Source organism: Burkholderia pyrrocinia (genome assembly GCF_003330765.1).
Lineage (GTDB): Bacteria > Pseudomonadota > Gammaproteobacteria > Burkholderiales > Burkholderiaceae > Burkholderia > Burkholderia pyrrocinia_B.
The window spans coordinates 2,531,377-2,558,041 of record NZ_CP024903.1 but is presented as its reverse complement, the minus strand read 5'-3'; the positions used below and the strand labels follow the sequence as shown (position 1 = coordinate 2,558,041).

The window sequence follows — 26,665 nt, the reverse complement described above, 5'->3', positions numbered from 1 at the left end:
CATTCCGCGCGTGTTTCAGGCAGGCCAGACTGCAAACTCTTGTGTTCATGGAGGCGGGGATGGAACAAACGATTGTCATCGTGCCGGGTATCGGCAACTCGGGAGCGGATCATTGGCAGAGTCATTGGGAGGCGACGCTTCCCGGCGCCACGCGCATTACCCCGGCTTCATGGGACGCGCCCGATCTGAACGACTGGATTGCGGCGCTGGACGAGGCCGTCGCAAAAGCCGCGGTGCCGCCGCTGGTGATTTGTCATTCCCTGGGTTGCCTGTTGTTCGCGCATTGGCATGCTGCTTCGACGCGCAGCTTGCGCGGTGCGTTTCTCGTCGCGGTGCCCGATCCGGGCGGCCCGCATTTTCCCGTCGCCGCAAAGGCGTTTGCGAATTTGCCGACCGGTGATTTCGACGGCCTGCCGGTTCTGGCGATCGCAAGTTCGGATGACCCGTACGACCCGTCGGGGCGAGGCGTTGCGTGGGCAGCAGAGTACGGCGCGACGCCGCTTCTGCTCGGCGCGCGTGGCCATCTGAACGAGGCCGCGGGGTTGGGGGAATGGCGCGAAGGATGTGCGTTGCTCACGGCCTTTACCGCCAGATTGGGCGGATAGAGCAGGCAAGTGGCTGGCGTGCTCCCGAGCTTTTCGTCGCCGCATGGAAGAACCGGAAGCGGTCGCGATCGTCATTGGACTCCGGTCGCCGAGGTACGCCGTCGGGACGAGCGGTCAAGTATGATCGCTCGGCGGCGCCGTCAGCCTCGGCAATCGGGATTGACGCATGCCCGGAGGCGGATTCCGCGTCGACGGCGCAGCGACTCACGTTCGCGACGTCACGTCGACGTTGCGGGTGCGCGCGTCCTGGCCTGGAACGACAACGGAGACAACCTGATGCCCACAGCGACGCAACCGGAGCGAGCCGGCCCATCGCGGCCGGACGCCGGCACGACCGACCCCGACCGCATGGCCGCGTGGCGGCTTGCGATCTGCCTGTCGCTCGGCAGCGCGATCGCGCTCGGCCTCGCGCGCTTTTCGTATGCGCTGCTGCTGCCGCCGATGAAGGCCGATCTCGACTGGACGTTCGCGCAGGCCGGCGCGCTGAACACGGCGAACGCGGCCGGCTACCTGATCGGCGCGCTCGCGTTTCCGCTCCTGTCGCGGCGCTGGCGCACGGGCACGCTGCTGGCGGCCGGCTGCGCGCTGACCGCGTTGCTGATGGCTGCGTGCGGGTTCACGTCGGACATGCACGCGCTGCTCGCGCAGCGGCTCGCGACGGGCGTCGGCAGCGCGCTGATCTTCATCAGCGGCGGCGTGCTGGCCGCGCGGCTGGCGTCGGCGTCGCCGCGCGATGCAGGGTTGCTGCTCGGCCTCTATTACGGCGGTACCGGGTGGGGCATCGTCGCGTCGTCGCTGCTCGTGCCGGCGACGCTCGCGCATGGCGCGCACGGCTGGCAGCCCGCGTGGTTCGCGCTCGCGTTCGCCTGCGTGCTGTTCTCGGCGGTGGCCGTGTCGGCCGCGCGCCGCATCGAGCGCGCGCATGCGGCACCGGCCGCGCCGCGCGACGGCGCGGTGCCTGCCGCCAGCGCGAGCCCGACCCGCTTCGCGCTCGCGCTGGCCGGCTACGGCCTCTTCGGCGTCGGTTACATCGGCTACATGACGTTCATCGTCGCGCTGCTGCGCGGTGCGGGGATGAGCGGCACGGTGGTCTCCGCGTTCTACGTGATGCTTGGCGTGGCGACCGTCGTGTCGGCGCGGCTGTGGTCGGGGCTCCTCGACCGGATGCGCGGCGGCCAGGCGCTGGCCGTGCTCAACGCGCTGCTCGGCGTCGCGACGCTGATGCCTGCGATGTTCGTGCATCCGGTCGCCGCGTTCGCATCGGGTGTGCTGTTCGGCGCGACGTTCCTGTCGGCCGTCGCATCGACGACCGCGTTCGTGCGGCACAACCTGCCACCCGATGGTTGGGCGAAAGGGATCAGCGCGTTCACGACGGTCTTCGCGTTCGGTCAGATTGTCGGGCCTGTCGCGATCGGCTGGGTGTCGGACAGCGCGGGGCTCGCGCGCGGGCTCGTGTATTCGGCGCTGACGTTGTTTGCGGGTGCCGCGCTTGCGGTGGGGCAGCGCGCGTTGCGTGCGTCCGCGTAGTCAGGCCCGGGCGGGCCGCCGGGCCGTCACCGCACGCACGCCGTGCGCGACACGCGATGAAACGCGCGGCTGAAGTAGATGAGGCTGTCGCCGTCGTCGCGCACGCGGATCGACGTCGCCTCGATGAACATCACCGAATGCGAGCCGACTTCCTTCATCTCGGCGATCGTGCCCTGCAGGCTCGCGAGCGCGTCGCGCAGCACGGGCACGTCCTGCTCGCCGCGATCCCACACGGGCAGGTCGAAGCGCCGCTCCGTCGGCAGATCGGTGAGCCCCGCGAAATGCCGCGCGAGCAGTTCGTGCTCGGCCGGCAGCACGTTGATGCAGACATGGCGGTTGCGCTCGAAGGTCGCGTGCATCGCGCTCGACCGGTTGAGGCACACGAGCAAGGTCGGCGGCGCATCGGTGACGGAGCAGACGGCGCTCGCGGTGATTCCGCAGCGGCCGTGCGGCCCGGCGGTGGTGATTACGTTGACGGCCGCGCCGAGGTGGGCCATCGCTTGCCGGAAGGCCTTCTGCGCGTCGGACGGTTCGACGCGCACCGGTCGCTGGATATCGGTCGTGGAAGACATGGGCGCTCCTGGTTGGACGAAAGCGGCGATCGCGCGCGCTGTCGGTACAGCGGCGAATCGTCGACGATGACCCAAGCGTACGTCGCGAAAATGCGGACGACCATTCGCACGATTGACGATGGAGATGGCGTTCTCGCCAACGCATCTAAAGGTTCTACCTAGATGCGCGGCGCATCGCGCGAAAAAAAGCGCGATTGCGCGTTCGTGCGGCACTTGAAGGGGTATTCAGCGGGTTTTCGGCTCGTTATGATGTGCCGCACACCCCCAGCGAACGACGCGCGCAACAAGCCGGCAACCGGCTTCGTGCGCGCCGCGTGCGATACCCATACCGATACTCAGCGAGACACCCGCGATGACGCCACCCGCTCCGATCGTATACATCGTCGACGACGACAGCGGCATGCGGACGTCGCTCGCGTGGTTGCTCGAATCGGTCGGCATCGCGTCCGAAGGGTTCGCGAACGCCGCCGACTTTCTCGCGCGCTTCGACGTGAACCTGCCCGCGTGCCTGGTGCTCGACGTGCGGATGCCGGAGAAAAGCGGCTTCGACGTGCAGGCCGAACTGAATGCGCGCGGCGCGACGCTGCCGGTGATCTTCGTCAGCGGGCACGGCGACATCCCGATGTCCGTGCGCGCGCTGCAGAACGGCGCGATCGATTTCGTCGAGAAGCCGTACAACTCGCAGCAGATGCTCGAGCGCGTGCAGCGCGCGCTGCGGCTCGCGCAGCAGCGGCATGCGGTCGGCCAGCGTCATCGCGAATTGCGGCAGCGGCTCGATGCGCTGACCGCGCGCGAGAAGGAAGTGCTGCGCGGCGTGGTCGACGGCAAGGGCAGCAAGCAGATCGCGTCGGACCTGTCGATCAGCGTGAAGACCGTCGACGTGCATCGCGCGAGCATCAAGGAGAAGCTCGGCGCAACGTCGATCGCCGCGCTCGTGCGCGACGTGATGGTCGTGTGGGGCGACGACGGGGAGTCGTTGCGATAGCGGTCCGCATGCACACGGACGCAGCCGCACCCGAACGTGCCTCGCGCGCGGCACCGGTCGGCACCGCGCAATCGATGCTGACCGCCGCTCAGCGCATGTACAGCCCGCCGTTGATGTCCCAGCATGCGCCGTTCGCGAAATGCGCGTCGCCCGACGCGAGCAACACGGCTGCGTCCGCAACGAAACCGGCTGACCCGAGCTTGCCGCCCGGCAGGCTCGCGAGCACCTGACGCAGTTTTTCCGGCGCGACGCTTTCATGGACGATCGGCAGATCGAGCGGGCCGGGCGAGATCGCGTTGACAGTCACGCCCTGCGAAGCGAGATCGCGTGCAAATACCTTGGTCAGCGTCAGCGTGCCGCCTTTCGCCGCTGCGTAGTGCGCGCCCGTCGCCGAGCCGCCGTTCTGCCCGGCGAGCGACGCGATGTTGACGATGCGGCCCGCGCCGCGCGTCGCGAAATACTGGCCGAACACCTGGCACCCGAACAGCACGCTGCGCAGGTTCACGTCGATCACCTGGTCGAACTGCTCGGCCGTGATCTCCATCGCGGGCACGACCTTCGATGCGCCCGCGTTGTTGACGAGCACGTCGATCGTGCCCCAGCGCGCGACGAGCGCATCGCGCGCGGCTTCGAAATCGCGCTTCGACGTGACGTCGAGCGGCAGCGCGATTGCGCGTTCGCCGTTGGGGTCGAGTGCGCGCGCATGCGCATCGATGGCGTCGGCGGCGATGTCGGCCAGCGCGACGCGGTAGCCGGCCGCATGAAAGCGCTCGGCGATGACGGCGCCGAGCCCGCGCGCGGCGCCGGTGACGAGGACGACTCGATCTGACATGGTGCGTGATTCCCTGGTTCGCGTGCGCGCGCATGTCGAAGCGGCGCACGCATCGTGGTTCATGCGGCGAGTGCCGCTTCAAAATGCGCGGCGATCGCGCACACGTGTTCGTCCGCGCCCTTGCGCCCGACGATCTGCAAGCCGGCCTTCAGCGGCGAACCGGCCAGCGGCAGCGGCATGCTGAGCGCCGGATGACCGCTCAGGTTGAACGGCCGGATCAGCGACGACATCGCGATGACCGATACGCCGTCGCGCGCTTGTTGCAGCGTAATCGGCAACGCGGGCAGCGTCGGCAGCACGAGCACGTCCGCGTGTTCGAGCGCGGCGTCGACCTGCGCGGTGAAGCGTGCGCGGACGGCTTCGGCTTCATCGAGCGCGGCCGGTGTGGTCGTCGCGGCCATGCGCAGCCGCGCATCGAGATCGGCGCCGAGCCTGCCCGTCGCGACCAGATGGCCGAATGCGCGCGACGTTTCCGCGTTGATCACGGCGAGCCCCGCGGCGAACGCGGCCGGCATCGCGTCGAGCACGATCGCGTGCGAGCGCAGGCCCGACGTGCGCACCGCCGCATCGAGCGCGGCGGCGATCGCCGGATCGGCATCGACGGCGACGTGCGCGACCGTGCAGCCTGCCGAAGAGGCCGCCGCGCGCGCACGATCGAAGCCCGGCGCGATCGCGGCCATCACCGCAGCCAGCGTGCGGATCTCGCGTGCGAACGGCCCGACGCAATCGAGCGTGGTGTCGGCGGGCGCGACGCCGCGCCGCGACACGCGACCGAACGTCGGCTTCAGCCCGGACACGCCGCAGCACGCGGCTGGCCCGCGAATCGAGCCGCCCGTGTCGGTGCCGAGCGCCGCGTCGACGATGCCGAGCCCGACGAGCGACGCGGAACCGCTCGACGAGCCGCCCGGAATGCGCGACGCATCCTGCGGATTGACCGGCGTGCCGGTGTAGTCGTTGATGCCGGTCATGCCGAACGCGAGCTCGTGCATGTTCGCCTTGCCGGCGATCTGCCAGCCCGCGTCGAGCAGCAGGCGGACCACGTCCGCGTGCTGTGCGGCGGGCGGCGCATCGGCGAGCGCGCGGCTTGCCGCGCGGGTCGGATGGCCCGCGATGTCGATCGTGTCCTTGATCGCGATCGTCGGGCCCGGGCCGCCGAGCGTGAAGGTGTCGATGAAGCCTGTCATGGTCGGTCTCGTGCGGAAGCAGTGGGAAGCATCACGACCGTGGCGCGGCGGCGAGCGGCCACGGGCCGTCGAGCACGCGCTCGGTGCGGAAATGGCGGATCAGCCAGGTCGAGCCGTCGCTGGCCGGCGCGAAATCGACGGTCAGCCGCGCGGCGATCAGCTCGGCCGTGCCGCTCGCATAGCGCGACGCCTGCAGCATGATCCAGCGGCCGCGCGCGGTCGCGTTGCCGGTGCCGACCTCGATCGACTCCGACGTCAGGAAATGCAGGTTTGCCGAGAAGTGCGGATCGGGCGGCAGATAGCGGCGCAGCATCGCGACGATCGCGGCCGTGCCTTCGAGGCGGCCGAACTTGCGCGCGTACTGCGGGCCGATGCCTTCCCACACGGCGTCGGCCGTGAACAGGCCGGCGAGCGGCGGGCCGTCGCCGGCATCCTCGGGCACGTCGCACAGCGCCATGTAGCGCGTGATCGTCGCGCGCACCGCGCGCTCGGCGTCGAGCGCCGCCACACGCTGCGCGAGCGCGGCGATCACGTCGGGTGACAGGTCGGTCATCGCATGCCTCACGACGCGGGCCGCGCGGCCGGCGGCACGGTCAGCGCGCGGCCGACCCGCGCCTCGATCTTGCCGTAGCGCCACAGGTTGTATTCGCCGACGGGCGTCGTGCGATACAGGTTGCACACGGCGACCGTCGTGTCGAAATCGGCGACGTCGGCCATGATGTAGAAGGTCCACGGCGCGCCGTCGGCCTGGCCGACCACGAGGCGATCGTCGTCCATCACGCCGAGCACGCGCACGCCGGGCATCGCTTCGACGGCGGCGAGCATCGCGCCGTACGCCTGCCACACTTCGCCGATTTGCTCGCGCGGCAGGTCGAAGAAGTTTTGCGACACGCCGCAGCAGAACAGGACGCGCAGCGGCAGCGGATTCGAATCGGACATAGCAGGTTCTCCAGAGGAATCGGTTGCGTGCATGAGCCGGCCGGCGACGGTGCTTCGGCATCGGCTTCATGCACTTTCAAGGAAGCGGCTTCAGCCGACGCAAGTTACAGATAGCCGGGAAACGGCGTGACGCCGGTGAACACCGCGCCGGCGCCGTCGAAGTTGCCTTCGGCGAGAAACGCGTGCTGCGTGACGACCATCGCGTCGCGCAGCAGCCGCTGCAACGGATGCGACCGATAGATCGCCGCCGTGCCGCCGAGGCGGTACGCGCGTTCGACGACGCTCGCGCCTTCGCGCGCGATGTGCGTGGCCGCGAGCCGCAGCAGGCTGACCTGGTCGGGCGTCACGGGGTTGCCGGCGAGGATCGATTGCCAGACCGTGTCGGTCGCATCGTAGAAGAATGCGCGCGCCGAGCGCAGCTGCGCCTCGGCCTTCGCGAGCTCGATGCGGAAATATGCGCGATCGGCGAGGCGCGGCGCGCCGGTCGTCGTCTGGCGTCCGCCCGACATGCGGTTCGCGACATCGAGCGCCGCACGTGCGAGGCCGAGGTTGACGACGGCCAGCACCTGCGCCGCATACGCGACGGTCGGATAGCGGTACAGCGGCTCGTCGACGGTCGGCTCGCCGCCGCGCACGAAGGTCCAGGCCTCGGGCACGAAGCGATCGTCGACGCGCAGGTCGTGGCTGCCGGTGCCTTGCATGCCGACCACGCTCCAGTTCTCGACGATCTCGACCTCGGCGGCGCGGAACACGGCCGTGCGCGGCTTGTTCGGCGCGGCGTCCTGCGTGCCCGGCACGGCGATACCGACGCCGAGCCAGTCGGCGCCCTTGCAGCCGCTCGCAAATTTCCACGTGCCGTTCACGCGCCAGCCGCCGGGTGCGGGCTGCGCCGGCTGCACCGGGAACAGGCCGCCCGCGAACACCTGGTCGGGGCCGCTCGCGTACAGCTCGGCCTGCGTGTCGAGCGGCAGCGCGGCGAGATAGACGTTCGCGGAGCCGAAGCTCGCGACCCACGCGGCCGAGCCGTCGGCGGTCGCGATCCGTTCGATCATGTCGAGGAACGCGGTCGGCGCGAGCGCGTCGCCGCCGAAGCGGCGCGGCGTGCCCGCGCGATAGATGCCGGCCTGCTTGAACAGCGCGATCACGTCGCGCGGCACGTGCGACAGGCGGTCGAATTCTTCGCGGCGCGCGGCGACGGTTTCGATCACGGCGTCGAGCGGCGACAACTGCCCGGCCGGGGGGCCCGCCACAGGCGGCGAAGTCGGCGCGGGTTCGATAGCGAGGACGGCTTGGGGCATGGGTGTCTCCTGGGCGGATAAGGGTTCGAATGCGGGGCGGCATGCGTAGAGATGTGCGGCACGACGATGCAGCCAGTCTAGAAACGCCGAAAACACCCAGCAATTGGTGCGTTGGGCCGTGCGACTGGTGACGTTCTGTGTCGGACTAAAGAAATCTTCAGATGCGGGCGGCGCGCGCCGGTGCTATGTTGGGTTTCCGGTCGCGCGACACCGCGCGCCTTTCTCCGAATCCGCTCATGAGTTTCCCCGACGAAGACGATTTCCACCGGCTGCTCGACGCGCTGACCACCTGCGTGCTGCTGCACGACGCGCAGTCCAAGGCGATCGTGTGGGCGAACCGCGCCGCGTGCATCGCGCTCGGTTTTTCCGTCGAGGAACTGCTGCCGCTGAAGGCGCGCGACATGACGCGTCCCGAACCGAGTGCCGAATACCAGCGCGAGATTGCCGTTAGCGCGATGGACCGCGCGCTCGCCGACGGGCCGCAGGTGTACGAGTGGTGCTACCGGTCGCGCACGGGCGTCGACATGCTGTCGGAGGCGATCGCGACTTATGTGCCGCTGCGCGGGCACGACGTCGTGATGGTGCAGTTTCGCGATATCAGCGCGGAGGAGGCGATCCGCCAGCAGTTGCGCCGCTACGAGGCGCGGCTGCGCGAGTTCATGCAGGATCTCGACGAAGGCGTCGCGGTCGTGTCGCCGCACGGCGGCGCACAGTTCATCAGCGAGTCGGGGCGCCGCGTGCTCGGGCTCGGGCCCGACGAAGCACTCGGCGAGGTGCTCGACTACTGTAGCGAGGCCGATCGCGACCGGCTCGTCGCGCAGTTGCGCGATGCGCCGTCGACGTGCCCGTCCGAGCCGCAACGCTACCGGATCGTGCGGCGCGACGGCTCGACATGCTGGCTGCGCATCACGTGCCGGCAGGTCGAGATCGAAGGCGATCTCGACGGGTTGCTCGTGCATTTCCGCGACGTCAGCGACGAAGTCGCGATCGAGGACGCGCGGCGCGCCGAGGCGCGGATGCTCGAATACGCGGGCCGCTACAACGCGATGGGCGAGATGGCGACCGTGATCGCACACGAGTTGAGCCAGCCGCTCGCGGCCGTGCGCAACTTCATCGAAGGCGCGGTGCGGCGGCTGAACGGGCACGGCGCCGTCGACGACGTGATCTGGGGGCTGCGCAGCGCGGACCGGCAGGCCGAGCATGCGGCGCTGATCATCAAGAGCGTGCGCGAGTTCATCGTGAAGCGCGAGCCGGCCGACGTGGTCGCCGACCTGCGCGACATCCTGGCCGACGTCGCGTATTTCATCGAACTGCGTGCGAAGGAGGCCGGCGTGACGGTCGCGATCGTGCAGGCCGATGCGCCGCTGCCGATCCGCTGCGAGCGCGTGCTGATCGGGCAGGTGATCCTGAATCTCGCGTTCAATGCGATCGAGGCGTTCGCCGGCTGCGAGCGCGTGCCGCGCATGCTGACGCTCGGCACCGCGAACGTGGCCGGGCACGCCGAGTTGCGCGCGATCGACAACGGCCCGGGCATCGCGGAAGGCGCGCACGACCGGCTGTTCGACGGCTTCTCGTCGTCGAAGGCCGGCGGCAACGGCATCGGGCTGTCGCTGTGCAAGAGCATCGTGACGCGTCACGGCGGCCGGATCGGCGCGAGCCCGGCCGAGGGCGGCGGCCTCGACTGCCGCGTGACGCTGCCGCTCGCCGGCGCGCGCGTATAGCGGCTTCGTCGCGTTACGGCGGCTTAGCGACGCCCGACGTAGCGATGCCCGACACATCGTCAGCGTCCCAGTGCTCGCGCGGTCTGGCCGCCGATGCCGAAGTCGGTGTTCGGAATGTCCTTGATGATCACGCGCGTGGCCTGTAGCGGCGCGTCGAGCACGTTCGCGCCGGCATCGGACAGCGCGGCGATCAGCGCGCGTTTCTGCGCATCGGTGCGGCCGGCGATCAGGATCGCGACGATCACGGGCAACGACGGCGGCGCGCCGTCCGCGGCACTGCGGCCGCCGAGGCCGATGTGGGTCGCGGGCAATTCGGTGAGCAGCACGCGCACGGATTCGAGCGGCGCGCCGATCGCGTCGACGGTTGCGCCGGTCAGCCGCTCGATCAGTTCGGCCTTGCGTGCGTCGTCGTGGCCGGCCGGCAGGAAAACTTCGAGTGTGGGCATGGTCGTGCTTGAAGTCGGGGCGCGAAAACGCGGGATGCCGGTCAGCCGCCGCGCATGCGGCGCCCGACCGGCGGCGGCTTACAGCAAAAAGCCGATCGCGCTGAGCGCTTCGGTCGAGTCGATCAGGCGCACGACCTTTTCGGCGATCCGCATCTCGCCGTCGGCATCGACGTGCAGCAGGTGCGTGACGTCGGCCGCGAACAGCGTCGCGACGCCGCGCTTATACGCAACGACGACCTGCGCGGATTTCAGCTCGACGGTATCGGCGCTGCCGCTTTCCAGCGTGAAGCGCGACACGGTGCGCACCGTGCGCGCCGCGTCGGTTGCCGACGCCGAATAGCCGGACAGCATCCGCTGCACGCGCTTCTCGCGCATGTCGTGGTCGTCGAACACATAGTTCAGCGTCGCCGCGAAATCGGTCGCGTCGGGATCGATCGGCACCACGTAGTGGCCGGCCGGCTCCCACAGATCGAGCCACGCGCGATAGTCGCGGCGATCGAGCATCTCGGCTTCGCGCCACACGAATTCGACCGCGCGGGCGAAGGTCTGCTGCGAGAAAAGGGCGTTGCGGTCGTCCATCATGCGTGCTCCATCATCTTGCGCCATTGCTGGTAGGCCTCGCGCATGCCGGTCTCGTCGGTCGCATGCGCGGTCTTTTCGCCGTTCGCGGCGGTCGTCTCGCGGTTCAGCCCGCGATTCACGAGGATCGGCACGTCGGGGCCCGCATGCGCGCCGCGCTGCACGCGCTCCCACGCTTCCGCATCGTCGGGGCTGCCGAAGCCGAACGGGCCCTGGAAGTGCTCGTGGATGCGCAGCCGCTCGCGGTTCGCTTCGTCGGGGCCGCCGTCCATCGCGAGCGCGACGTGGCGGATCTCGGTTTCGTGCGCAGAGATCGGCCGCAGCACGCGGAAGAACGCCATCGACAGCGCGAGGTTCGGGAACAGGTTCAGGTTGAAGCCGACACCCATCAGCGAGCGAACGATGCGGCGCACTTCGTCCGGCGCGTGGCGATCGGCGAGCTTCGCCGCGAGCGGCGCGAAACGTTCGGGCAGCGGCGCGCCGTCGTCTTCGTCGAGGTCGATCAGCTCGGGCATCAGCACCGCGAGGCTGTGGCCGTTGCCGAGCCCGCGGCAGAACGCGTCCTCGCTCGTCATGAAGCTCGTGATCGCGGCGGCCGTTTCGTCGTCGATCGACTTCATCCACGACTTGTGCACGACCGGGAAGTGATAGAGGTCGGTCGTGTTCTCGAGCTGGATCTTCCAGTTGCCCTTGAACCTGAACTTGTGCTCGCCGTTCGCCTTGATCGGGTAGCCGGCGCCCTGCTTCATGAACAGGTCGATCCACGGCTTCGCGCCGCCGAGGAAATCCTCGAGCGGTTCGATGTCGTCGTTGAAGCTCGCGAAGATCAGCCCCTGGTACACGCCGACGCGCAGCTTCACGAGCGGCAGGTCGCCTTTGTCGCATACGCCTTCGTAGCCGTCGCCGTACGGCAGCGCGCGCAGCGTGCCGTCGAGCGCGTACGACCAGCTGTGATACGGGCACGTGAAGCCTTTCGCGTTGCCCTTGTGCGATTCGCACACGGTCGCGCCGCGATGGCGGCAGCGGTTCTGCAGCACGTTGATCTCGCCGGTCTTGTCGCGCACGACGATCACCGGCTGGCGGCCGATCGTCGTCGTGATGAAGTCGCCCGGCTGCGGCAGTTCGCTTTCGTGCGCGACCCAGATCCAGGTGCGGTAGAAGATGCGGTCGAGCTCGGCTTCGAACAGCGCGGGGTCGTGATACATCGCGGGCGCGATGCGGTCGGGCTGCGCGAGACCGTGCAACGCGCGGGTGTCGATCGTCTGGTAGGGAATGTCGCTCATCGTCGTCGTGGGGAAAGAGTCGCGAGGAAGTGCAAGGCCCGGTCGGGCGGACCTCGTGCGGATAGCGGGACCAGTGTCGTCGTCGCGTTGCCATCCGTCAAATTGATCTAAAAGAGTCAATCAAATAAGCCGGATGGATAATTAGGCGGGCGACTCGCGGTCCGTCGTGCGCATGCATGCGATTCATGGGCGCCATTTTTGGCGGGAATTTGACCGGGCCCGGCTGCGCTCTTATCGTTGGTCGGACGCAGTGCACAGATTCGATCGCGGACCTGCCGCCGGATACCGGATAAGCAGGATAACTGACCTTATTCCCGACACCCCATGAACTCACCAGCGCCTCTTTCAGCGGTTACGTTGCCCGTTTCACGCAGCACGAATGCGGTCCGACGTGCGGTCACGACGGCCGTGCTCGGGCAGGCACTCGAATGGTACGACTTCTTCCTGTACGGGACGGCGGCCGCGCTGCTGTTCGGCAAGCTGTTCTTTCCGGTCGGCAGCGATCCGCTGACCGGCACGATCGCGGCGTTCGGCGGCTTCACGGTCGGGTTCGTCGCGCGCCCGATCGGCGGGCTGATCTGCGGCCACATCGGCGACCGTTACGGCCGCAAGACCGTGATGATGCTGACGATGTTGACGATGGGTGCGGCGACGGTCGGGATGGGGCTGTTGCCGACCTATCGCGAGATCGGCATCGCCGCGCCGGTCGCGCTCGTGCTGCTGCGCGTGCTGCAGGGGCTGGCCGCGGGCGGCGAATGGAGCGGCAGCATCCTGCTGATCCACGAGAACGCGCCGGCGGACCGGCGCGGCGCGCTGGCCGCGTGGAGCCCGTGCGGCGCGGCGTTCGGCTTCGTGCTGTCGACCGCGGCCTTTCTGCTCGTGCAGCAGTTGCCGGTGGCCGATATCGAGCGCTGGGGCTGGCGCATCCCGTTCCTCGCGAGCATCGTGCTGGTCGGGTTCGGCTTGTGGATGCGCCGCTCGATCGGCGAAAGCGCGGAATTCGCCGAAGCGCGCTCGGCGCGGCGTGCGAGCGCGACGCCGCTGGTCGACGTGCTGCGCGAGTGCCCGCGCGAGGTGCTGACCGTGTTCGGCCTGCGTTTCGGTGAAGGCGCGGTGTCGTATCTGTTCTTCGCGTTCTCGCTCGCGTACGGGAAGTTCATCGGCCTCGACGCATCGATGCTGCTGAGCGGGCTCGTCATCTCGATGCTGCTGATGATTCCGGTGACGCTGCTCGCGGGCCGCCTGACCGACCGGATCGGCCGCAAGCCCGTCTACCTGCTCGGCGCCGTCGCCGTCGTGCTGATCGCGTATCCGTATTTCACGCTGCTGCAGTCCGGCCGGTTCTCGCACGTGATCGTCGCGCTGATCCTGGCCAACAGTATCGCGATCGGCATCCTCGAAGGCGCGCAGCCGGCGTTCATCAGTGAACTGCTGCCCGTGCACCTGCGGTTCTCGGGGCTCGGCATCGGCCGCGAGATCGCGTCGGTGCTCGGCGGCGGACTGTCGCCGGTGATCGCGACCGCGCTGCTTGCGCACTATCGCAGCGCGACGCCGATCGTCATCTATCTCGTGATCCTCGGCGCGGTCACGGTCGTCGCGACCTGCTTCGCGCCGGAAACCCATCCGAAGGCGATGCGCGATGCGGCCCGATCGCGTTGACGGTCGCATCGTCTTTCGTTCCGATCCTTCGTCCTTTCAGGAAGTCACCATGCAAGCCAATTCCGTGATTCGCGCCGTCGTGCCCGACGCGCCTATTCCGCCGCATCCGGCCGACCGGTCGCCGCTGTCTCTCGACGCAGTGATCGCCGAGGTCGAACGCAGGCGCGACGAATTCGACCGGCTGTCGCACGTGCCGCGCGACGTGATCGCGATGATGAAGCGCGCCGGCATCTTTCGCGCCGGCACGCCGGGCCGGTTCGGCGGCGACGCGCTGCCGCCGCACGTGTTCCTCGCGATGCTCGAACGGATCGCGACCGCCGACGGGTCCGCCGCATGGGTCGCGGCGTTCGGCTCGGCCAATACCTACCTCGCCGCGCTGCCGCTCGACACGCAGCGCACGATCTATGCGGACGGCCCCGACCAGGTGTTCGCGGGCGGGCTTTACCCGCTGCAGCCGGCCCAGCGCGTGCCGGGTGGCTACCGCGTGACGGGGCGCTGGCGCTTCGCGAGCGGCTGTAAGGGCGCGGACTGGATCGGCGTCGGCATCGGCGGCGCGCCGGGCGATGGCGGGGCGCCGGGCAAGCCGTTCACGGCCGTGTTTCCCGCCGGCGAAGTCGAGATCGTCGAGAACTGGCGCGTGGTCGGCATGCAGGGCACCGGCAGCCATGACCTCGCGCTGGATGACGCATTCGTTGCCGAAGCATGGACGTTCGTTCGCGGCGGCGAGCCGACCGTCGACGAGCCGTTGTACCGCTATCCGGCGGTTGCGTACCAGGCGCAGGTGCATGCGGCCGTGAACGTCGGCATCGCTCGGGCCGCGCTCGACCTGCTCACGGCGATGTCCGGCGCGACGAAGACGACGACGGGCGCACCGCGCCTCGCCGATCGTGCGTACTACCGCGAGGGCCTCGCGAAGGCCGAAGCGGACTGGCGCAGCGCACGGGCATTTTTCTACGAGACGGCGGAAGCGGCGTGGGCGTCGCTGGCCGCCGGGCGGCCGGTGTCGCCGCAGCAAGCCAACCTGTTACGGCTGAGCGCGACGCATGCCGCGCAGGTGTGCGCGAAGGTCGTGATGCAGGCGTACCAGCTGGCCGGCACGGCCGCGATCTATCGGGAGAACCGCCTGCAGCAACTGGTGCGCGATTCGATCGTGGTCACGCAGCACGCGTTTCTCGGCGAGGCGACCTACGACGGTTCCGGCGCCGTGTTCGCCGGCATCGCGCCCGTCACGCCGTACCCGTGACCGGCGGTCACAGCGGTTTTACGCAGCAGGAGCTTTCAATGAACGATGCGCTGATCCAGAACGACGTCCGCCAGGATTTTCGCGAGGCGATGTCCCGCCTGCCGGCAGGCGTCAACGTCATTACCACGGACGGCGCGCATGGCCGCTGGGGTATCACGGCGAGCGCGGTCTGTTCCGTGACCGACACGCCGCCGACGATGCTGGTGTGCGTCAATCGCGGCAGCCGCGCGCACGACATCATGCGCGGCAACGGGCGCGTCGCGATCAACCTGTTGCCTTCCGCGTGCCAGGAGGTCGCGAGGGCGTTCGCCGGGATGACGCCGGCGCCGGGCGACGCGCGCTTCGACGACACGCGCTGGCTGGACGGGAAAACCGGCGTCCCGGTGCTGGCGGACGCGAACGTCAGCCTCGAAGGGCGCATCATCGACAGCAAGTCGGTCGGCTCCCATTCGGTGATGTTCGTCGAGATCGACCATATCGCGCTGCATTCGGCGGCCGACGGGCTGATCTATTTCGGCCGCGCGTTCCACCGGCTCGCGCATCCGCTTGCCGCGCAGGCGGGGTGACGCATGGAAGTCTGCCTGTTCCTGGTCGTCGATCATGGCGGCGACGCCGGCGCGCCGCCGCCCGGCACCGACGATGCGGTGGCGGCGCTGCGCGCGGTGCCCGGGCTGACGCAGCTGGTCGTGCATCGGCCCGTCGCGCTGGCCGCCGACCGCGCCGACCCCGTTGCGCGGCCGGCGTCGCCCGCGTGCGTGCTGCAATGCTATTTCGCCGATCTCGGCACGCTCGAAGCGATGCTCGCGCCGACGGGCGCCGCACACGCATGCGTCGCGCGATGGCAGGCGGCGGGGCGGCGCGTCGTCCAGCAGGCGATGGCCGTGCGCCGGATGCCGGTGGCCGCCGAACGCGCGGCCGCGCAGAGCTGCACCTACCTCGTCAGCTACGACGGCGAGGCCGCGGACCCGAACGCGTGGCTGTCGCACTATCTCGATCATCATCCGCCGTTGATGGCGCAATTGCCGGGCATCCGCGCGATCGAGATCTACACGCGCGTCGATTACCGGACGGCGCTGCCGGTGCCGCGCGCGCACGCGATGCAGCGCAACAAGGTCGTGTTCGACGATGCCGGTGCACTGGAGCACGCGCTGGCGTCGCCGGTCCGCCTGCTGATGCGCCGCGATTTCGACGCGCTGCCGCCGTTCACGGGCGCCACGCCGCATTTCCCGATGGCGAGCGAAGTTTTTGAGATAACATCGGCCGAGTAGCCTGCGCCGCGTCGCGCGGCCGCTTGTCCGGCGTTTCGACGCACATCCGCCGCGGCTCACGAGCGCCATGACCAAATCCCATCCGGTCGTCACCGACCTCAACCTGCTGCGGGTGTTTCTCGCGATCTCGGAGCTGCGCAGCCTGACCGCGGCCGGCGAGCGGCTCGGGCTCACGCAGCCGGCCGTCAGTCACGCGTTGCGACGCCTGCGCAATCTGTTCGACGATCCGCTGTTCGTGCGCACGCCGGCCGGCATGGCGCCGACCGATGCGGCGCGCCAGCTGCATGGTCCGCTGACTCGCGCATTCGGCATCATCGATCTCGCGGTGCAGCAGGTCGCGCATTTCGATCCGGCTACCGCGAGCCGCAGCTTCCGCATCTCGATGTCCGACATGTCGGAGTTCTATTTCCTGCCGCCGCTGCTGGCGAGGCTCGCGGAAGTCGCGCCGGGCATTCGCGTCGACATCGCGAGCGCGGCGGTCGACGCGGTCGGCGCCGCGATGCGCAGCGGCGAGATCGATCTCGCGCTCGGCTACGTGCCCGATCCGGGCCCGGGCTGCGTAAGCGAAACGCTGTTCTCGGACGAGCACGTGTGCATGGTGCGGGCCGGGCATCCGCTGCGCAAGCGGACGCCGACGCAGGAGGACCTGACGGCGCTGCGCTACATCTACGCGAGCAGCAATGCGACCGGCCACCGGATGGTCGAGAAGTGGCTCGACGAGCTGCACGTCGAGCGCACCGTCGTGCTGCGACTGCCGCATTTCATCGTCGCGCCGGAAATCGTGCAGCACACCGATCTGGCGATCATCTTCCCGCGCAGCGTCGCCGAGCGTTTCAACCGCGGCCGCGCGTTCCGGATTCTTCCGCTGCCGTTCGTGCTGCCGCCGATCGAGATCCAGATGCATACGCACATGCAGTTCTCGTCGGACCCGGGCATCGCCTGGCTGCGCGGCGTCATCCACGAGATGTTCCATCGTCCGGAAGCCTGACGGCCATCCCGCGCGCATGCCGCATCGCGGCCGGTCGTTCGCCGGCGCGGCGTCGTGCGCGAAAATATCCGCTTCACTGATTTAGAATGCGTTCACGCATCAATTTGACGAATAGTGGAGGCGGTCATGACGTCGGTCGATCATCTCGATCTGAACCTGTTGCGCGTATTCCAGGCGATCGTCGAGGAACGCAGCCTGACGAAGGCCGGTGAGCGGCTCGCGCTGTCGCAGCCGGCCGTCAGCTATTCGCTCGGCCGGCTGCGCACGTTGTTCGACGATCCGCTGTTCGTGCGCACGCGCTCGGGCATGCAGCCGACGCCGGTGGCGCTCGAACTCGCGAGCATCGTCGGCAAGGCGCTCGACATGGTGCGCGTGGCGTTGCGCTACGCGGAACGCTTCGATCCGGCGACCAGCACGCGCACGTTCCGGCTGTCGCTGTCGGACGCGGGCGAGATGGCGTACCTGCCGGCGATCTGCCAGGCGCTGCGCGAGCGCGCGCCGCGCGTGATGCTGAGCGTGCAGCCGCTGCCGGTCGAGGAGATCGAGGAGGCGCTGCGTGCGAGCCGGCTGGATTTCGCGATCGGCAACCTGCCGGAACTGATGCCGCGCACGCGCCACCAGGTGCTGTTCGAGGAAACCTACGTGTGCATGACGGGCCGCCGCCGCGGGTTGCCGACCGGCGCCGCGCTGAATCTCGAACAATTCGTGCGCGCCGCGCACGTCAACGTGAAATCGGTCGAGCACAGCCACCATGCGCTCGACGACGCGTTGCGCGCGCAGGGCGTGGGCCGCAACATCGCGCTCGAAGTGCCGCACTTCGTCGCGCTGCCGAGCGTGCTGTCGGTCACGGATCTGTACGCGACGCTGCCGAAGCGGCTCGCGCAGATCCTGAACCGCGACAACGCGTTCCGGCTCTACGGCCTGCCCGTGACGCTGCCGGCCGCGCCGGTGACGATGCACTGGCACGAGCACTTCCACGAGGACGAGGGCAACGCGTGGATGCGCGCGTTGCTGGCCGAGATCGTCGAGCGTTTCGACGACGCGTGACGGCGCGGCCCGCGCACGTCAGAGATCGAGAACGAGCACCGCCGAGCGCGCGCGCGACACGCAGCAGCAGATCACCGTGTTGCTCGCGCGTTCGGCCTTGCTGAGGCAGTGGTCGCGATGATCGGGCTCGCCGTCGATGACGGGCACCATGCAGGTGCCGCAGACGCCTTCGCCGCATGACGTATCGACTTCGATGCCGATGCGCGCGAGCGCGTCGACGATCGACGTGTCCGGCGTGACGCGTACCGATTGCCCGCTGCGCTGCAGGCGCACTTCGAAGCCGTCGGCCGGGCCAGCATCGGCATTCGCATCGGCGACGGCCGGTTCCGCCGCGAAGCGTTCGAGATGGATCGCATCGTCGGGAACGCGCAGCGCGGCTGCCGCGACGACCGCATCCATGAACGGCGCCGGGCCGCACGTATAGACATGGGCGTGCGCATCGACCAATTCGACGCAGCGGCCGAGTTCGGCCGCGAGCGCGTCGGGCTCGACGCCGTAGTGGAACGTCACGTGCGATGCGAACGGTTCGGCCGACAGTGCGTCGACGAACGCCGCGTGTTCGCGGCTGCGCGCGAAGTAATGCAACTGGTAGCGGGCGCCGCGCCGGTGCAGCGCATACGCCATCGACAGCAGCGGCGTGATGCCGATGCCGGCCGCGATCAGCACGTGCTCGCTCGCGTTATCGGTCAGACGAAACAGGTTGCGCGGCGCGCCGATCGATAGCTCGGCGCCCACCGTCACATCGTCGTGCAGCGAACGCGAGCCGCCGCGCGACTGCGCTTCCTTCTTCACCGCGAACAGATAGCTGCCGCGCTCGTCGGGGTTGCCGCACAGCGAGTATTGCCGCGTGACGCCCGACGGCGCGGTGACGTCGATATGGGCGCCCGGTTCGTACGCGTCGAACGGCTGGCCGTCGACGCGCGAAACCCGGAAACAGCGGATGTCCTGCGCCGCGTCGATCAGCGCGTCGATCCGGACCTGGTGGCGGTTCGCTTGCATGGAAAATTCCGTGGGGTAGGAGGAAAGCGGCGCGGCAGGCACCGCGCCGTCATGCGATCGAGAATAGGGATGGGCATCGCATAAATCAAATCGATTAAAAAGCGATGCCGGAATCAGTGGGATGGATAATCGCCCGTCGCCCGTCGCCCGTCGCCCGTCGCCCGTCGCCCGTCGCCCGTCGCCGGCTGCGATCGGCGATCGGCGATCAGCGGTCAGCGATCAGCGCGCGGCGATCGCGTCGCCGGCATCGGCCGCCTGCGGCGCCGCTGCAGGCGCATGGCCGCGTTCGCGATCGAGGCTGCGGCGATAGTGCCGGCACCCGGCGGTGAGCAGCACTGCAGCGAGCGTGGCCGCCGCGACGTTGACGATCGACATCGAGTGGCCGACCGCCGCCGGCACGCCGAACACGCGATCGGTGAACAGCGCGACGACGGTCGTGCCGATCCCGAGCGCGATCAGGTTCGACACGAGCAGGAACAGCGCGGAGATTTGCGCGCGCATCTGGTTCGGCGCGAGCGTCTGCATCGCGGCGGTCGACGTCGGCATCGGGAACGACGCGAAGAACATCGCGACGACGAGCATCGCGAGCGATGCCGGCAGGTGGTCGAGCTGCGTGAACAGCGTCGCGGGGATCACCATGCACGCGGCGCCGATCGCGCCGGCGCGCATCGGCGCATCGCTTCGGCCGCGCCGCAGCAGCCAGTCGTTGAGCCAGCCGCCGCAGAACACGCCGGCCGTGTTGGCAACCAGCAGCACGATGCCGAGCGTGTAGCCGGCTTCGACGGCCGTCATCCCGAAGCGGCGGATGTAGAACGCGGGCGTCCAGCTCAGCAGGCAGTACAGCGTCATCGCGTAGAACGAGAAGCCGAGGTAGTGGCACGCGAAGGTCGCGCGGTGCGTGCCGACGAAGCGCAGCGAATCGCGCATCGACACGCGCCGCACGGCGCCCGAGCGGTCCTGCGCGAGCCCCTTGCGCTGCGGGTCGCGCACGGTCGCGGCGAACAGCAGCGCAACGAGCAGCCCCGGCAGCCCGACGATCAGGAACGTGACCTGCCACGCATGCACCTGCCCGACGACCGGCAGCGTGAACGCGCTCGCATGCTTGAGCAGCGCGATCACGTAGCCGCCGATCAGGAACGCGACGCCGCCGCCGATGAACGAGCCGAGCGAATACACGGCGATCGCGCGCCCGAGCTTCTCCTTCGGAAAGTAGTCGGCGAGCATCGAATACGCGCCGGGCGACAGCGCGGCTTCGCCGACGCCCACGCCCATGCGCGCGATGAACATCTGCACGAAATGCTGGCTGAGCCCGCACGTGGCCGTCGCGACGCTCCACAGCGCGATGCCGATCGAGATGATGCGAGGGCGCGCGTAGCGGTCGGCGAGATACGCGACGGGCAGCCCCATCACCGCGTAGAACAGCGAGAACGCGAAGCCGTTCAGCAGGCTGAACTGGGTATCGGACAGCTGCAGGTCGCGCTTGATCGGTTCGATCATCAGCACGAGGACCTGGCGGTCGACGAACGAAAAGACGTACGCGAGCATGCAGATGACGACGACATACCATTCATACGTATAGCGCTTGCCGTCGGCAGCGCGGGCCGTGGGTGCGGACATGCGGATTCTCCAGGAGCGGGCGGTGGGGAAGCGCGGCATCGGCCTGGCGGGCCGGGCGCCGTCGCGGCGCGAAAGCGTGCGGATGGCACGATCGGAGACGCAGCGTAGTCGGCCAAATTCGGCCGCCATAGCCGGAGTGACAGCCGCGCCACACAGACATTTACCGACCCGGATAAAGAAAACACCAGGGCCGTGCGCGCCGGCCGCCGCGCAGCGCGCGTGCGGCGGGGCGCGCGCGCATCATGCGGCGCATCTATAAGCGTTATAGAGCGCGTTGCGTCGACGTCCGAAATTGTCGTTCCTAGACTCGGCCCGTTTTTCATCGGCAGCGTTGGCCCTTTGCGGCGAACGCGTTTCACACCAGACGGCGCGATGCCGACAGGCGCCGGAATTTCTACGGGACGACGAAGATGAACCATCCGAACGGGCGGGCCGACCGGCTTGCCGTACCGCTTGCCGCGCTGCTCGCCTGCATGGCGCTGCCCGCTGCCGCGCAATCGAGCGTGACGCTCTACGGCCGCGTCGACACCGCGATCGAATACGCGAACGCCGGGCCGAACCACGTGACACGCATGGGCAGCGGCAACCTGTTCGCGTCGCAGTGGGGGCTGAAGGGCGTCGAGGATCTCGGCGGCGGCTACGCGACGATCTTCAAGCTCGAGGACGGCTTCAACGCGGCGAGCGGCGCGCTGTCGAACAGCAGCGCGCTGTTCGGCCGCGAGGCGTGGGTCGGCATCACGGGGCCGTTCGGCGGCGTGCAGTTCGGCGAGCTCTACACGATCGTGCACACCACGCTCGTCACGTACAGCCTGCCCGGCCTCGGCGCGGGGCTTGCATGGGGCAACGCGACCAACAACTTCGTCGGGCCGGCGTTCCTGCGCGTGCGCAACTCGATGCGCTACACGTCGCCGCGCTACGCGGGTTTCATGCTGCGTGCGATGGCCGCGCGCGGCACGAACGGCGCGGCCGGGCAGCCTGCGACGCTGGGCGACACGTACGGCGCGGGGCTCAACTACGTGCACGGCGGCCTGTCGGTCGACGTCGACTACATGCAGCAGAAGTTCAGCCCGGTGGCCGCGTCCGCGCTCGGCGACACGAGCCCGGCCGCGAACGGCAACTACACGGTCGGCGCGATTTCGTACGACTTCAACGTCGTGAAGGTCGCCGCGCTGTACCTGCGCCATCGCGGCGGGCCCGACGTCGCGACCGCGATCGACAGCCAGAGCGCGTATCCGCACAGCGACATCATGGAACTGAGCGCGACGGTGCCGATCGGGCGCGCGTCGCTGCTGCTGAGCGTCGGCCATTACCGGAAGGTGGCCGATAGCGAGGGCAACGCCGATTCGTACGGCATCCGCTTCGACTATCCGCTGTCGAAGCGCACGGTGCTGTACACGGGCGCCGCGATGGTGCGCAACGGCGCGCATGCGCGCTTCGTCGTCAACGGCGCGGCGGGCGGCGGCGTCGCGGTCGCCAAACCGGGCGCAACGGCGAGCTCGATCGTCGCAGGCATCCTCACGTCGTTCTGATCGTCGCGGGCGGCCCGATCCGCCCGTGCCTGCGCGCGCCGCTATGCGCAGGCGGGCGGTTGCGGCGCGAGCCATGCGTCGAACGGCGCCTGCTGGCCGATATTGAACAGTTCGAGCAGCAGCGCGCGCAGCCAGCGATGGCCGGGGTCCGCGTCGAAGCGCCGGTGCCAGTACGCGTTGACGGCCCACTCGCCGGCGCCGGCGATTTCGTACAGCGTGCAAGGCTGCCGCGCCGCGAACGTGATCGCGATCGTCTCCGGCAGGATCAGCGCGTAATCGCCGTCCTGCAGCAGCGCGGGCACCACCATGAAATCGGGCAGCGCCGCGCGCACGCGCGGCATCAGCCCGTGCCGTTCGAGCAACTGCATCGACTGCGGATGCGACGTGACCGCGACGAAGCGCAGCGCGTCGGGCGCCGCGCCGTCGAGCACGAAATCGTCGGGCAAGGCGACGCGCTGCGCGGTGCGGCGCGGCATCAACAGCACGCAGCGCTCGTGCAGCAGCGCGGTGCGCTGGAAGTGGCTCGATGCGTCGGCGAAATGACCGAGCGCGAAATCGATGCGCCCCGATTCGAGCGCGACGTTGAGCTGGCATTCGTCGACATGCAGCGTCTCGATCACGGCGCCCGGCGCGCGGCGATCGAATTCGGCGAGCAGCTTCGGCAGGAACGCACTCGCCGCGAAATCGCTCATGTGCAGGCGGAACACGCGTTGCGTGCTGTCCGGCGCGAAGCGCGAGCCTTCGTCGAGCACGTCCTGCAGGATCGCGAGCGCCTTGTCGACCGACACCGCGAGCCGCTGCGCGCGCGGCGTCGGCTCGACGCCGATGCCGGTGCGCACGAACAGCGCGTCGCGGAACATCAGCCGCAGCCGGCCGAGCGCGTAGCTGACGGACGGCTGCGTGACGCCGAGCCGCAGCGCCGCACGGCCGACATGCCGCTCCGTGTAGACCGCGCGAAACGTCTTCAGCAAGTTGAGATCGAGATCCTGCACGCGCAGGCCGTCGGGCGCGTCGCCGTCGTGCGGCGCGGATTCGGCGCGTGGCGGGGCCGCCGGGCGGCCGGTTGCGGGATGCATCATCGTGTTTGCCTCGCGGTGACGGAAGGCGCGTGGCCGTAACGCCGCGCATACGCCTTCGCGAAATGGCCGAAGCCATGGATGCCGTGCGCGATCAGCACGTCGGTCACGCTGCGCGCGTCGCCGCGTTGCAGCGCCACGTGCACGGCGGCGAGCCGGCGCTCGCGTACATACGCGGCCGGCGAGGTGTGCAGGAACGCGCGGAACGCATGCTGCAGCGTGCGCGGCGCGACGCCCGCGACGGCCGCCAGCGCGGCGAGCGCGAGCGGCTCGCCGAGGTGCGCGTCGACGTGGTCGCACGCGCGGCGCACGTGCGCCGGCAGTGGTGGCGTGCCGCGCGCCAGCGCGTCGCTGTACGAATGCGGCAGGTGCGTGAGCAGCAGCGACATCAGCCACGCGGTGAGGTCTGCGCCGAACGCCGTCGCGGCCGTGCCGATGTCCGGTTGCGCGCCGAGCCGGCACAGGTATTCGAACGTCGGCAGCACGAGCGCGGCGCCCGCGCCGGCGCCGCCGGCCGCGAGTTCGAATTGCAGCGGGCGCGTGAGCGTCGCGTGCAGCAGGTCCTGCAGCTTGCGTTCGAGCGCACCGCGTTCGAGCCGCAGCACGAGGTTGCGGCAATCGGGGCTGGTGCTCAGGCGGCTCGCGAGCGCGGGTGACGACACGGTCAACTCACCGGGGCCGGCGCGCGCGACGACGGCGCCGGCCTGCAGCTCGCATGCGCCCGACAGCGTCAGCCGGAACAGGAAGTGATCGGCATCGTCGCCGAAGTCGATGCGCGTTTCGCGGCCGTAGCAGAGTTCGAGCAGCGCGCCGTGATGCAGCGGCACCTCGTACAGCTCCGCGCGAAACGGATCGCGGCCATGCGCGGCCATCCGGTGCGGCCCGAGCCGGTGCGCGACCGCACGTTCGACTTCGTCGGGCGCATGCAGCGTGCCGAGCCGGTTCGGTGCATGGCGGGAAAGGGCGATATCCATTCGAGGGCCTCGGGTCGGATGTGTCGGCACGGCGGTTTGCGCGGGCGGCGCGAGCGGCGCGCGCGCATCGTCGCGATTGCGTTGCGCGAACGGGCGTGCCGTTGCGCGTTTTGAAGCGACGCGGCGGGTGCTGCCGCGTAGTCTCGGAAACACTCAATCACCGGGAGACGAACATGAAGGTATGTGTACTGGGCGGCGGCCACGGCTGTCATGCGGCGGCCATCGACCTGCTCGAGAAGGGGCACGACGTGACGTGGTGGCGGCGCGACCGCGAGCCGCATGCGCGACTGCGCGAGCTCGGCGCGTTGAACGTGACCGACTATCGCGGCAAGCGGCCGGTTCCGCTCGGCGACGGGTCTGGCGCGATCCGCCTGACCGACGATCTCGCGGCCGCGCTGCGCGGCGCGCGGCTCGTCGTGGTGCCGCTGCCCGCCACCGTGCACGACACGCTCGCCGCGCAGGTCGCGCCGCTGCTCGAGGACGGCCAGGTCGTGTTCCTGCCGCCCGGCACATTCGGCAGCGTCGTGTTCGCGCGCGCGGCAGCCGACGCCGGCAACCGCTCGCGCATCGCGTTCGCCGAGACGGGCACGCTGCCATACCTGGTGCGCAAGCATGGCGACAACGAGGTCGTGATCAGCGCGTATGCGACGCGTCTGCCGACCGGCGTGTTTCCCGCGAACGCGGCCGGCTGGGCGTTCGACGTGCTGCGCGCGGGCTATCCGTCGGTCGAGCCGGTCGAGGACGCGTTGTCCGGCGCGCTGATGAACGCGGGGCCCGTGATCCATCCGCCGCTGATCCTGATGAATGCCGGGCCGCTCGAACACTTCGACGCGTGGGACATCCACAACGAAGGCACGCAGCCGGCGATCCGCCGCGTGACGAACGCGCTCGACGCCGAACGCATCGCGGTGCGCGAAGCGCTCGGCTACCGCGCGCCGCATTTCCCGCTCGCGGATCACTACGCGGCCGAAGGCGACGAATGGATGTACGGGCGCGGCGCGCACGGCAAGCTGACCGATAGCGGCGACTGGCGCGAGAAGATCGATCTGCGTACGCATCGCTACATGCTCGAGGACACCCGGCTCGGGCTGTCGTTCATCGTGTCGTGCGGGCGCTGGGCCGGCGTGCCGACGCCCGTCGCGCAGGGGCTGCTGAGCATCGCGAGCGCCGTCGCGGTGCGCGACCTGTATGCGGAAGGCCGCACGCTGGAGCGGCTCGGGCTCGCGGCGCTGTCGCGCGACGCGATGCGCGGCCTGCTCGACGCGGGGTACGCAGCATGATGGCGGCCGCCGACGTGACGCGCGTGCACGTGCTCGGCGCGGGACGCATGGGGCAGGGGATCGCGCTCGTGTTCGCATTCGCCGGCATCGACGTGACGCTGATCGACTTCAAGCCGCGCGACGCGGCCGGATGGCGCGCATTCGACGCGCGCACGCGCGACGAGATCGCGCGGCCGCTGCACGCGCAGGTCGCACTCGGTCGTGTCGATGCCGCGCAGGCGAATGCCGTCGTCGCGCGCATCGCGCTGGTCGCGCGGGACGGCGCGGCTCACGCCGTGCGCCGCGCGAATGTCGTGTTCGAGGCGCTGCCCGAAGTGCTCGACGCGAAAGCCGGCGCGCTGCGCTGGCTCGGCGATCATGTCGATGCGCGCGCAACGATCGCGTCGACGACGTCGACGTTCGTCGTCACCGAGCTGCAGCGCCATGTCGCGCATCCCGCGCGGATGCTGAACGCCCACTGGCTGAATCCCGCGCTGCTGATGCCGCTCGTCGAGATCAGCCGCAGCGACGCGACGGATCAATCCGTCGTCGACGCACTCGCGGCGCTGCTCGTGCGCGTCGGCAAGAAGCCGGTGATCTGCGGGCCGGCGCCCGGCTACATCGTGCCGCGCATCCAGGCACTCGCGATGAACGAGGCCGCGCGGATGGTCGAGGAAGGCGTCGCGAGCGCAGAGGACATCGACATGGCGATCCGCACCGGCTTCGGCCCGCGTTTCGCGGTGCTCGGGTTGCTCGAATTCATCGACTGGGGCGGCTGCGACATCCTGTATTACGCGTCGAAGTACCTGGCCGGCGAGATCGGCCCGCGCTTCGCGCCGGCCGACAGCGTGGTGCGAAACATGGAAGCCGGGCGCGACGGCGTGCGCACGGGCGCCGGCTTCCACGACTATGCGGCGGTCGACGTGCCCGCGTACATGCGTCAGCGGCTCGGCGAATTCGCGCGGCTGCTCGACCATCTCGGGCTCGCGCCGGCGTTCGACGGCGCGCGGCGCGACGCCGGGCACTGAGCGTCGC

The 26,665-nt window shown here is 69.4% G+C and carries 26 protein-coding genes; 13 read left to right on the top strand and 13 right to left on the bottom strand.

Translation table 11 applies throughout. The features are described from left to right. The first annotated feature begins 59 nt into the window (after positions 1-59). Together CUJ89_RS29250 and CUJ89_RS29245 are read left to right on the top strand one after the other, a co-directional pair. Entirely contained in the window at positions 60-605 is a 546-nt protein-coding gene (locus tag CUJ89_RS29250; RefSeq protein WP_114181618.1) for an RBBP9/YdeN family alpha/beta hydrolase, read from the top strand. Between the two features lie 276 nt (positions 606-881). Next, on the top strand, positions 882-2,132 hold the full coding sequence (locus CUJ89_RS29245; protein ID WP_114180765.1) for a YbfB/YjiJ family MFS transporter: 1,251 nt from the start codon (positions 882-884) through the stop codon (positions 2,130-2,132). A gap of 26 nt (positions 2,133-2,158) precedes the next feature. Here CUJ89_RS29245 and hpaC read toward each other — a convergent pair whose 3' ends face one another. Beyond that, positions 2,159-2,704 (bottom strand): 4-hydroxyphenylacetate 3-monooxygenase, reductase component, encoded by a 546-nt coding sequence (gene hpaC / locus CUJ89_RS29240; RefSeq protein ID WP_114180764.1) that lies wholly within the window; start codon positions 2,702-2,704, stop codon positions 2,159-2,161. A gap of 352 nt (positions 2,705-3,056) precedes the next feature. Between hpaC and CUJ89_RS29235 the strand changes: the two genes are divergently transcribed. Beyond that, positions 3,057-3,689, top strand: coding sequence for a response regulator transcription factor (locus CUJ89_RS29235; protein WP_114180763.1), 633 nt, complete (start codon positions 3,057-3,059; stop codon positions 3,687-3,689). A gap of 88 nt (positions 3,690-3,777) precedes the next feature. Here the strand turns inward: CUJ89_RS29235 and CUJ89_RS29230 are convergent, their stop codons facing one another. The 5 genes from CUJ89_RS29230 to CUJ89_RS29210 form a co-directional block, all read right to left on the bottom strand. Next, positions 3,778-4,521, bottom strand: coding sequence for an SDR family NAD(P)-dependent oxidoreductase (locus CUJ89_RS29230; RefSeq protein ID WP_114180762.1), 744 nt, complete (start codon positions 4,519-4,521; stop codon positions 3,778-3,780). 59 nt (positions 4,522-4,580) lie between these two features. Beyond that, a complete protein-coding gene (locus CUJ89_RS29225) occupies positions 4,581-5,705 on the bottom strand; it encodes an amidase (RefSeq protein ID WP_114180761.1) in 1,125 nt (374 codons plus the stop codon). A 31-nt stretch (positions 5,706-5,736) separates the two neighbouring features. Beyond that, on the bottom strand, positions 5,737-6,258 hold the full coding sequence (locus tag CUJ89_RS29220; protein WP_114180760.1) for a nuclear transport factor 2 family protein: 522 nt from the start codon (positions 6,256-6,258) through the stop codon (positions 5,737-5,739). A gap of 8 nt (positions 6,259-6,266) precedes the next feature. Next, on the bottom strand, positions 6,267-6,644 hold the full coding sequence (locus CUJ89_RS29215; RefSeq protein ID WP_012365403.1) for a hypothetical protein: 378 nt from the start codon (positions 6,642-6,644) through the stop codon (positions 6,267-6,269). A 104-nt stretch (positions 6,645-6,748) separates the two neighbouring features. Continuing rightward, positions 6,749-7,942, bottom strand: coding sequence for an acyl-CoA dehydrogenase family protein (locus tag CUJ89_RS29210; protein WP_114180759.1), 1,194 nt, complete (start codon positions 7,940-7,942; stop codon positions 6,749-6,751). 161 nt (positions 7,943-8,103) lie between these two features. Between CUJ89_RS29210 and CUJ89_RS29205 the strand changes: the two genes are divergently transcribed. Further along, positions 8,104-9,663, top strand: coding sequence for an ATP-binding protein (locus CUJ89_RS29205; protein ID WP_114180758.1), 1,560 nt, complete (start codon positions 8,104-8,106; stop codon positions 9,661-9,663). Positions 9,664-9,722: 59 nt separating this feature from the next. Here CUJ89_RS29205 and CUJ89_RS29200 read toward each other — a convergent pair whose 3' ends face one another. From CUJ89_RS29200 to CUJ89_RS29190, 3 genes are all read right to left on the bottom strand, one after another. After that, complete coding sequence (locus CUJ89_RS29200) at positions 9,723-10,109, bottom strand: tautomerase family protein (RefSeq protein ID WP_114180757.1); 387 nt, start codon at positions 10,107-10,109, stop codon at positions 9,723-9,725. Positions 10,110-10,187: 78 nt separating this feature from the next. Then, a complete protein-coding gene (locus tag CUJ89_RS29195) occupies positions 10,188-10,691 on the bottom strand; it encodes an aromatic-ring-hydroxylating dioxygenase subunit beta (RefSeq protein WP_114180756.1) in 504 nt (167 codons plus the stop codon). Beyond that, positions 10,688-11,971: an aromatic ring-hydroxylating oxygenase subunit alpha gene (locus tag CUJ89_RS29190; RefSeq protein ID WP_114180755.1), complete on the bottom strand. Its 1,284-nt coding sequence runs from the start codon at positions 11,969-11,971 to the stop codon at positions 10,688-10,690. Before CUJ89_RS29190 ends, CUJ89_RS29195 begins: the two co-directional genes overlap by 4 nt. A gap of 324 nt (positions 11,972-12,295) precedes the next feature. Here CUJ89_RS29190 and CUJ89_RS29185 point away from each other — a divergent pair, with 324 nt between their 5' ends. From CUJ89_RS29185 to CUJ89_RS29160, 6 genes are all read left to right on the top strand, one after another. Further along, positions 12,296-13,630 (top strand): MFS transporter, encoded by a 1,335-nt coding sequence (locus tag CUJ89_RS29185; RefSeq protein ID WP_114180754.1) that lies wholly within the window; start codon positions 12,296-12,298, stop codon positions 13,628-13,630. Positions 13,631-13,679: 49 nt separating this feature from the next. Further along, positions 13,680-14,873, top strand: a complete 1,194-nt coding sequence (locus CUJ89_RS29180; protein WP_114181617.1) for an acyl-CoA dehydrogenase family protein — start codon at positions 13,680-13,682, stop codon at positions 14,871-14,873. 38 nt (positions 14,874-14,911) lie between these two features. Beyond that, positions 14,912-15,439 (top strand): flavin reductase, encoded by a 528-nt coding sequence (locus tag CUJ89_RS29175; RefSeq protein ID WP_114180753.1) that lies wholly within the window; start codon positions 14,912-14,914, stop codon positions 15,437-15,439. A gap of 3 nt (positions 15,440-15,442) precedes the next feature. Further along, positions 15,443-16,141 (top strand): ethyl tert-butyl ether degradation protein EthD, encoded by a 699-nt coding sequence (locus CUJ89_RS29170; RefSeq protein WP_114180752.1) that lies wholly within the window; start codon positions 15,443-15,445, stop codon positions 16,139-16,141. Positions 16,142-16,208: 67 nt separating this feature from the next. Next, the gene (locus CUJ89_RS29165) at positions 16,209-17,129 is read left to right on the top strand and encodes a LysR family transcriptional regulator (RefSeq protein ID WP_114180751.1); all 921 of its coding nucleotides are present in this window, start codon (positions 16,209-16,211) and stop codon (positions 17,127-17,129) included. A 126-nt stretch (positions 17,130-17,255) separates the two neighbouring features. Continuing rightward, positions 17,256-18,176 carry a LysR family transcriptional regulator gene (locus tag CUJ89_RS29160; protein ID WP_114181616.1) on the top strand — a complete coding sequence of 307 codons (921 nt, stop codon included), beginning with the start codon at positions 17,256-17,258 and terminating at the stop codon, positions 18,174-18,176. An 18-nt stretch (positions 18,177-18,194) separates the two neighbouring features. Here CUJ89_RS29160 and CUJ89_RS29155 read toward each other — a convergent pair whose 3' ends face one another. Both CUJ89_RS29155 and CUJ89_RS29150 read right to left on the bottom strand, forming a co-directional pair. After that, positions 18,195-19,175 carry a PDR/VanB family oxidoreductase gene (locus CUJ89_RS29155; RefSeq protein WP_114180750.1) on the bottom strand — a complete coding sequence of 327 codons (981 nt, stop codon included), beginning with the start codon at positions 19,173-19,175 and terminating at the stop codon, positions 18,195-18,197. 219 nt (positions 19,176-19,394) lie between these two features. Next, the gene (locus tag CUJ89_RS29150) at positions 19,395-20,792 is read right to left on the bottom strand and encodes a spinster family MFS transporter (RefSeq protein WP_114180749.1); all 1,398 of its coding nucleotides are present in this window, start codon (positions 20,790-20,792) and stop codon (positions 19,395-19,397) included. 410 nt (positions 20,793-21,202) lie between these two features. Here CUJ89_RS29150 and CUJ89_RS29145 point away from each other — a divergent pair, with 410 nt between their 5' ends. Further along, positions 21,203-22,321 (top strand): porin, encoded by a 1,119-nt coding sequence (locus CUJ89_RS29145; protein WP_114180748.1) that lies wholly within the window; start codon positions 21,203-21,205, stop codon positions 22,319-22,321. 41 nt (positions 22,322-22,362) lie between these two features. Here the strand turns inward: CUJ89_RS29145 and CUJ89_RS29140 are convergent, their stop codons facing one another. Together CUJ89_RS29140 and CUJ89_RS29135 are read right to left on the bottom strand one after the other, a co-directional pair. Beyond that, positions 22,363-23,400, bottom strand: a complete 1,038-nt coding sequence (locus tag CUJ89_RS29140; protein ID WP_114180747.1) for a LysR family transcriptional regulator — start codon at positions 23,398-23,400, stop codon at positions 22,363-22,365. Then, positions 23,397-24,371, bottom strand: a complete 975-nt coding sequence (locus CUJ89_RS29135; protein WP_114180746.1) for an AraC family transcriptional regulator — start codon at positions 24,369-24,371, stop codon at positions 23,397-23,399. Before CUJ89_RS29135 ends, CUJ89_RS29140 begins: the two co-directional genes overlap by 4 nt. 173 nt (positions 24,372-24,544) lie before the next feature. Here CUJ89_RS29135 and CUJ89_RS29130 point away from each other — a divergent pair, with 173 nt between their 5' ends. Then, positions 24,545-25,651 (top strand): NAD/NADP-dependent octopine/nopaline dehydrogenase family protein, encoded by a 1,107-nt coding sequence (locus CUJ89_RS29130; protein WP_114180745.1) that lies wholly within the window; start codon positions 24,545-24,547, stop codon positions 25,649-25,651. After that, on the top strand, positions 25,648-26,658 hold the full coding sequence (locus CUJ89_RS29125) for a 3-hydroxybutyryl-CoA dehydrogenase (RefSeq protein ID WP_114180744.1): 1,011 nt from the start codon (positions 25,648-25,650) through the stop codon (positions 26,656-26,658). Before CUJ89_RS29130 ends, CUJ89_RS29125 begins: the two co-directional genes overlap by 4 nt. Positions 26,659-26,665 lie beyond the last annotated feature (7 nt).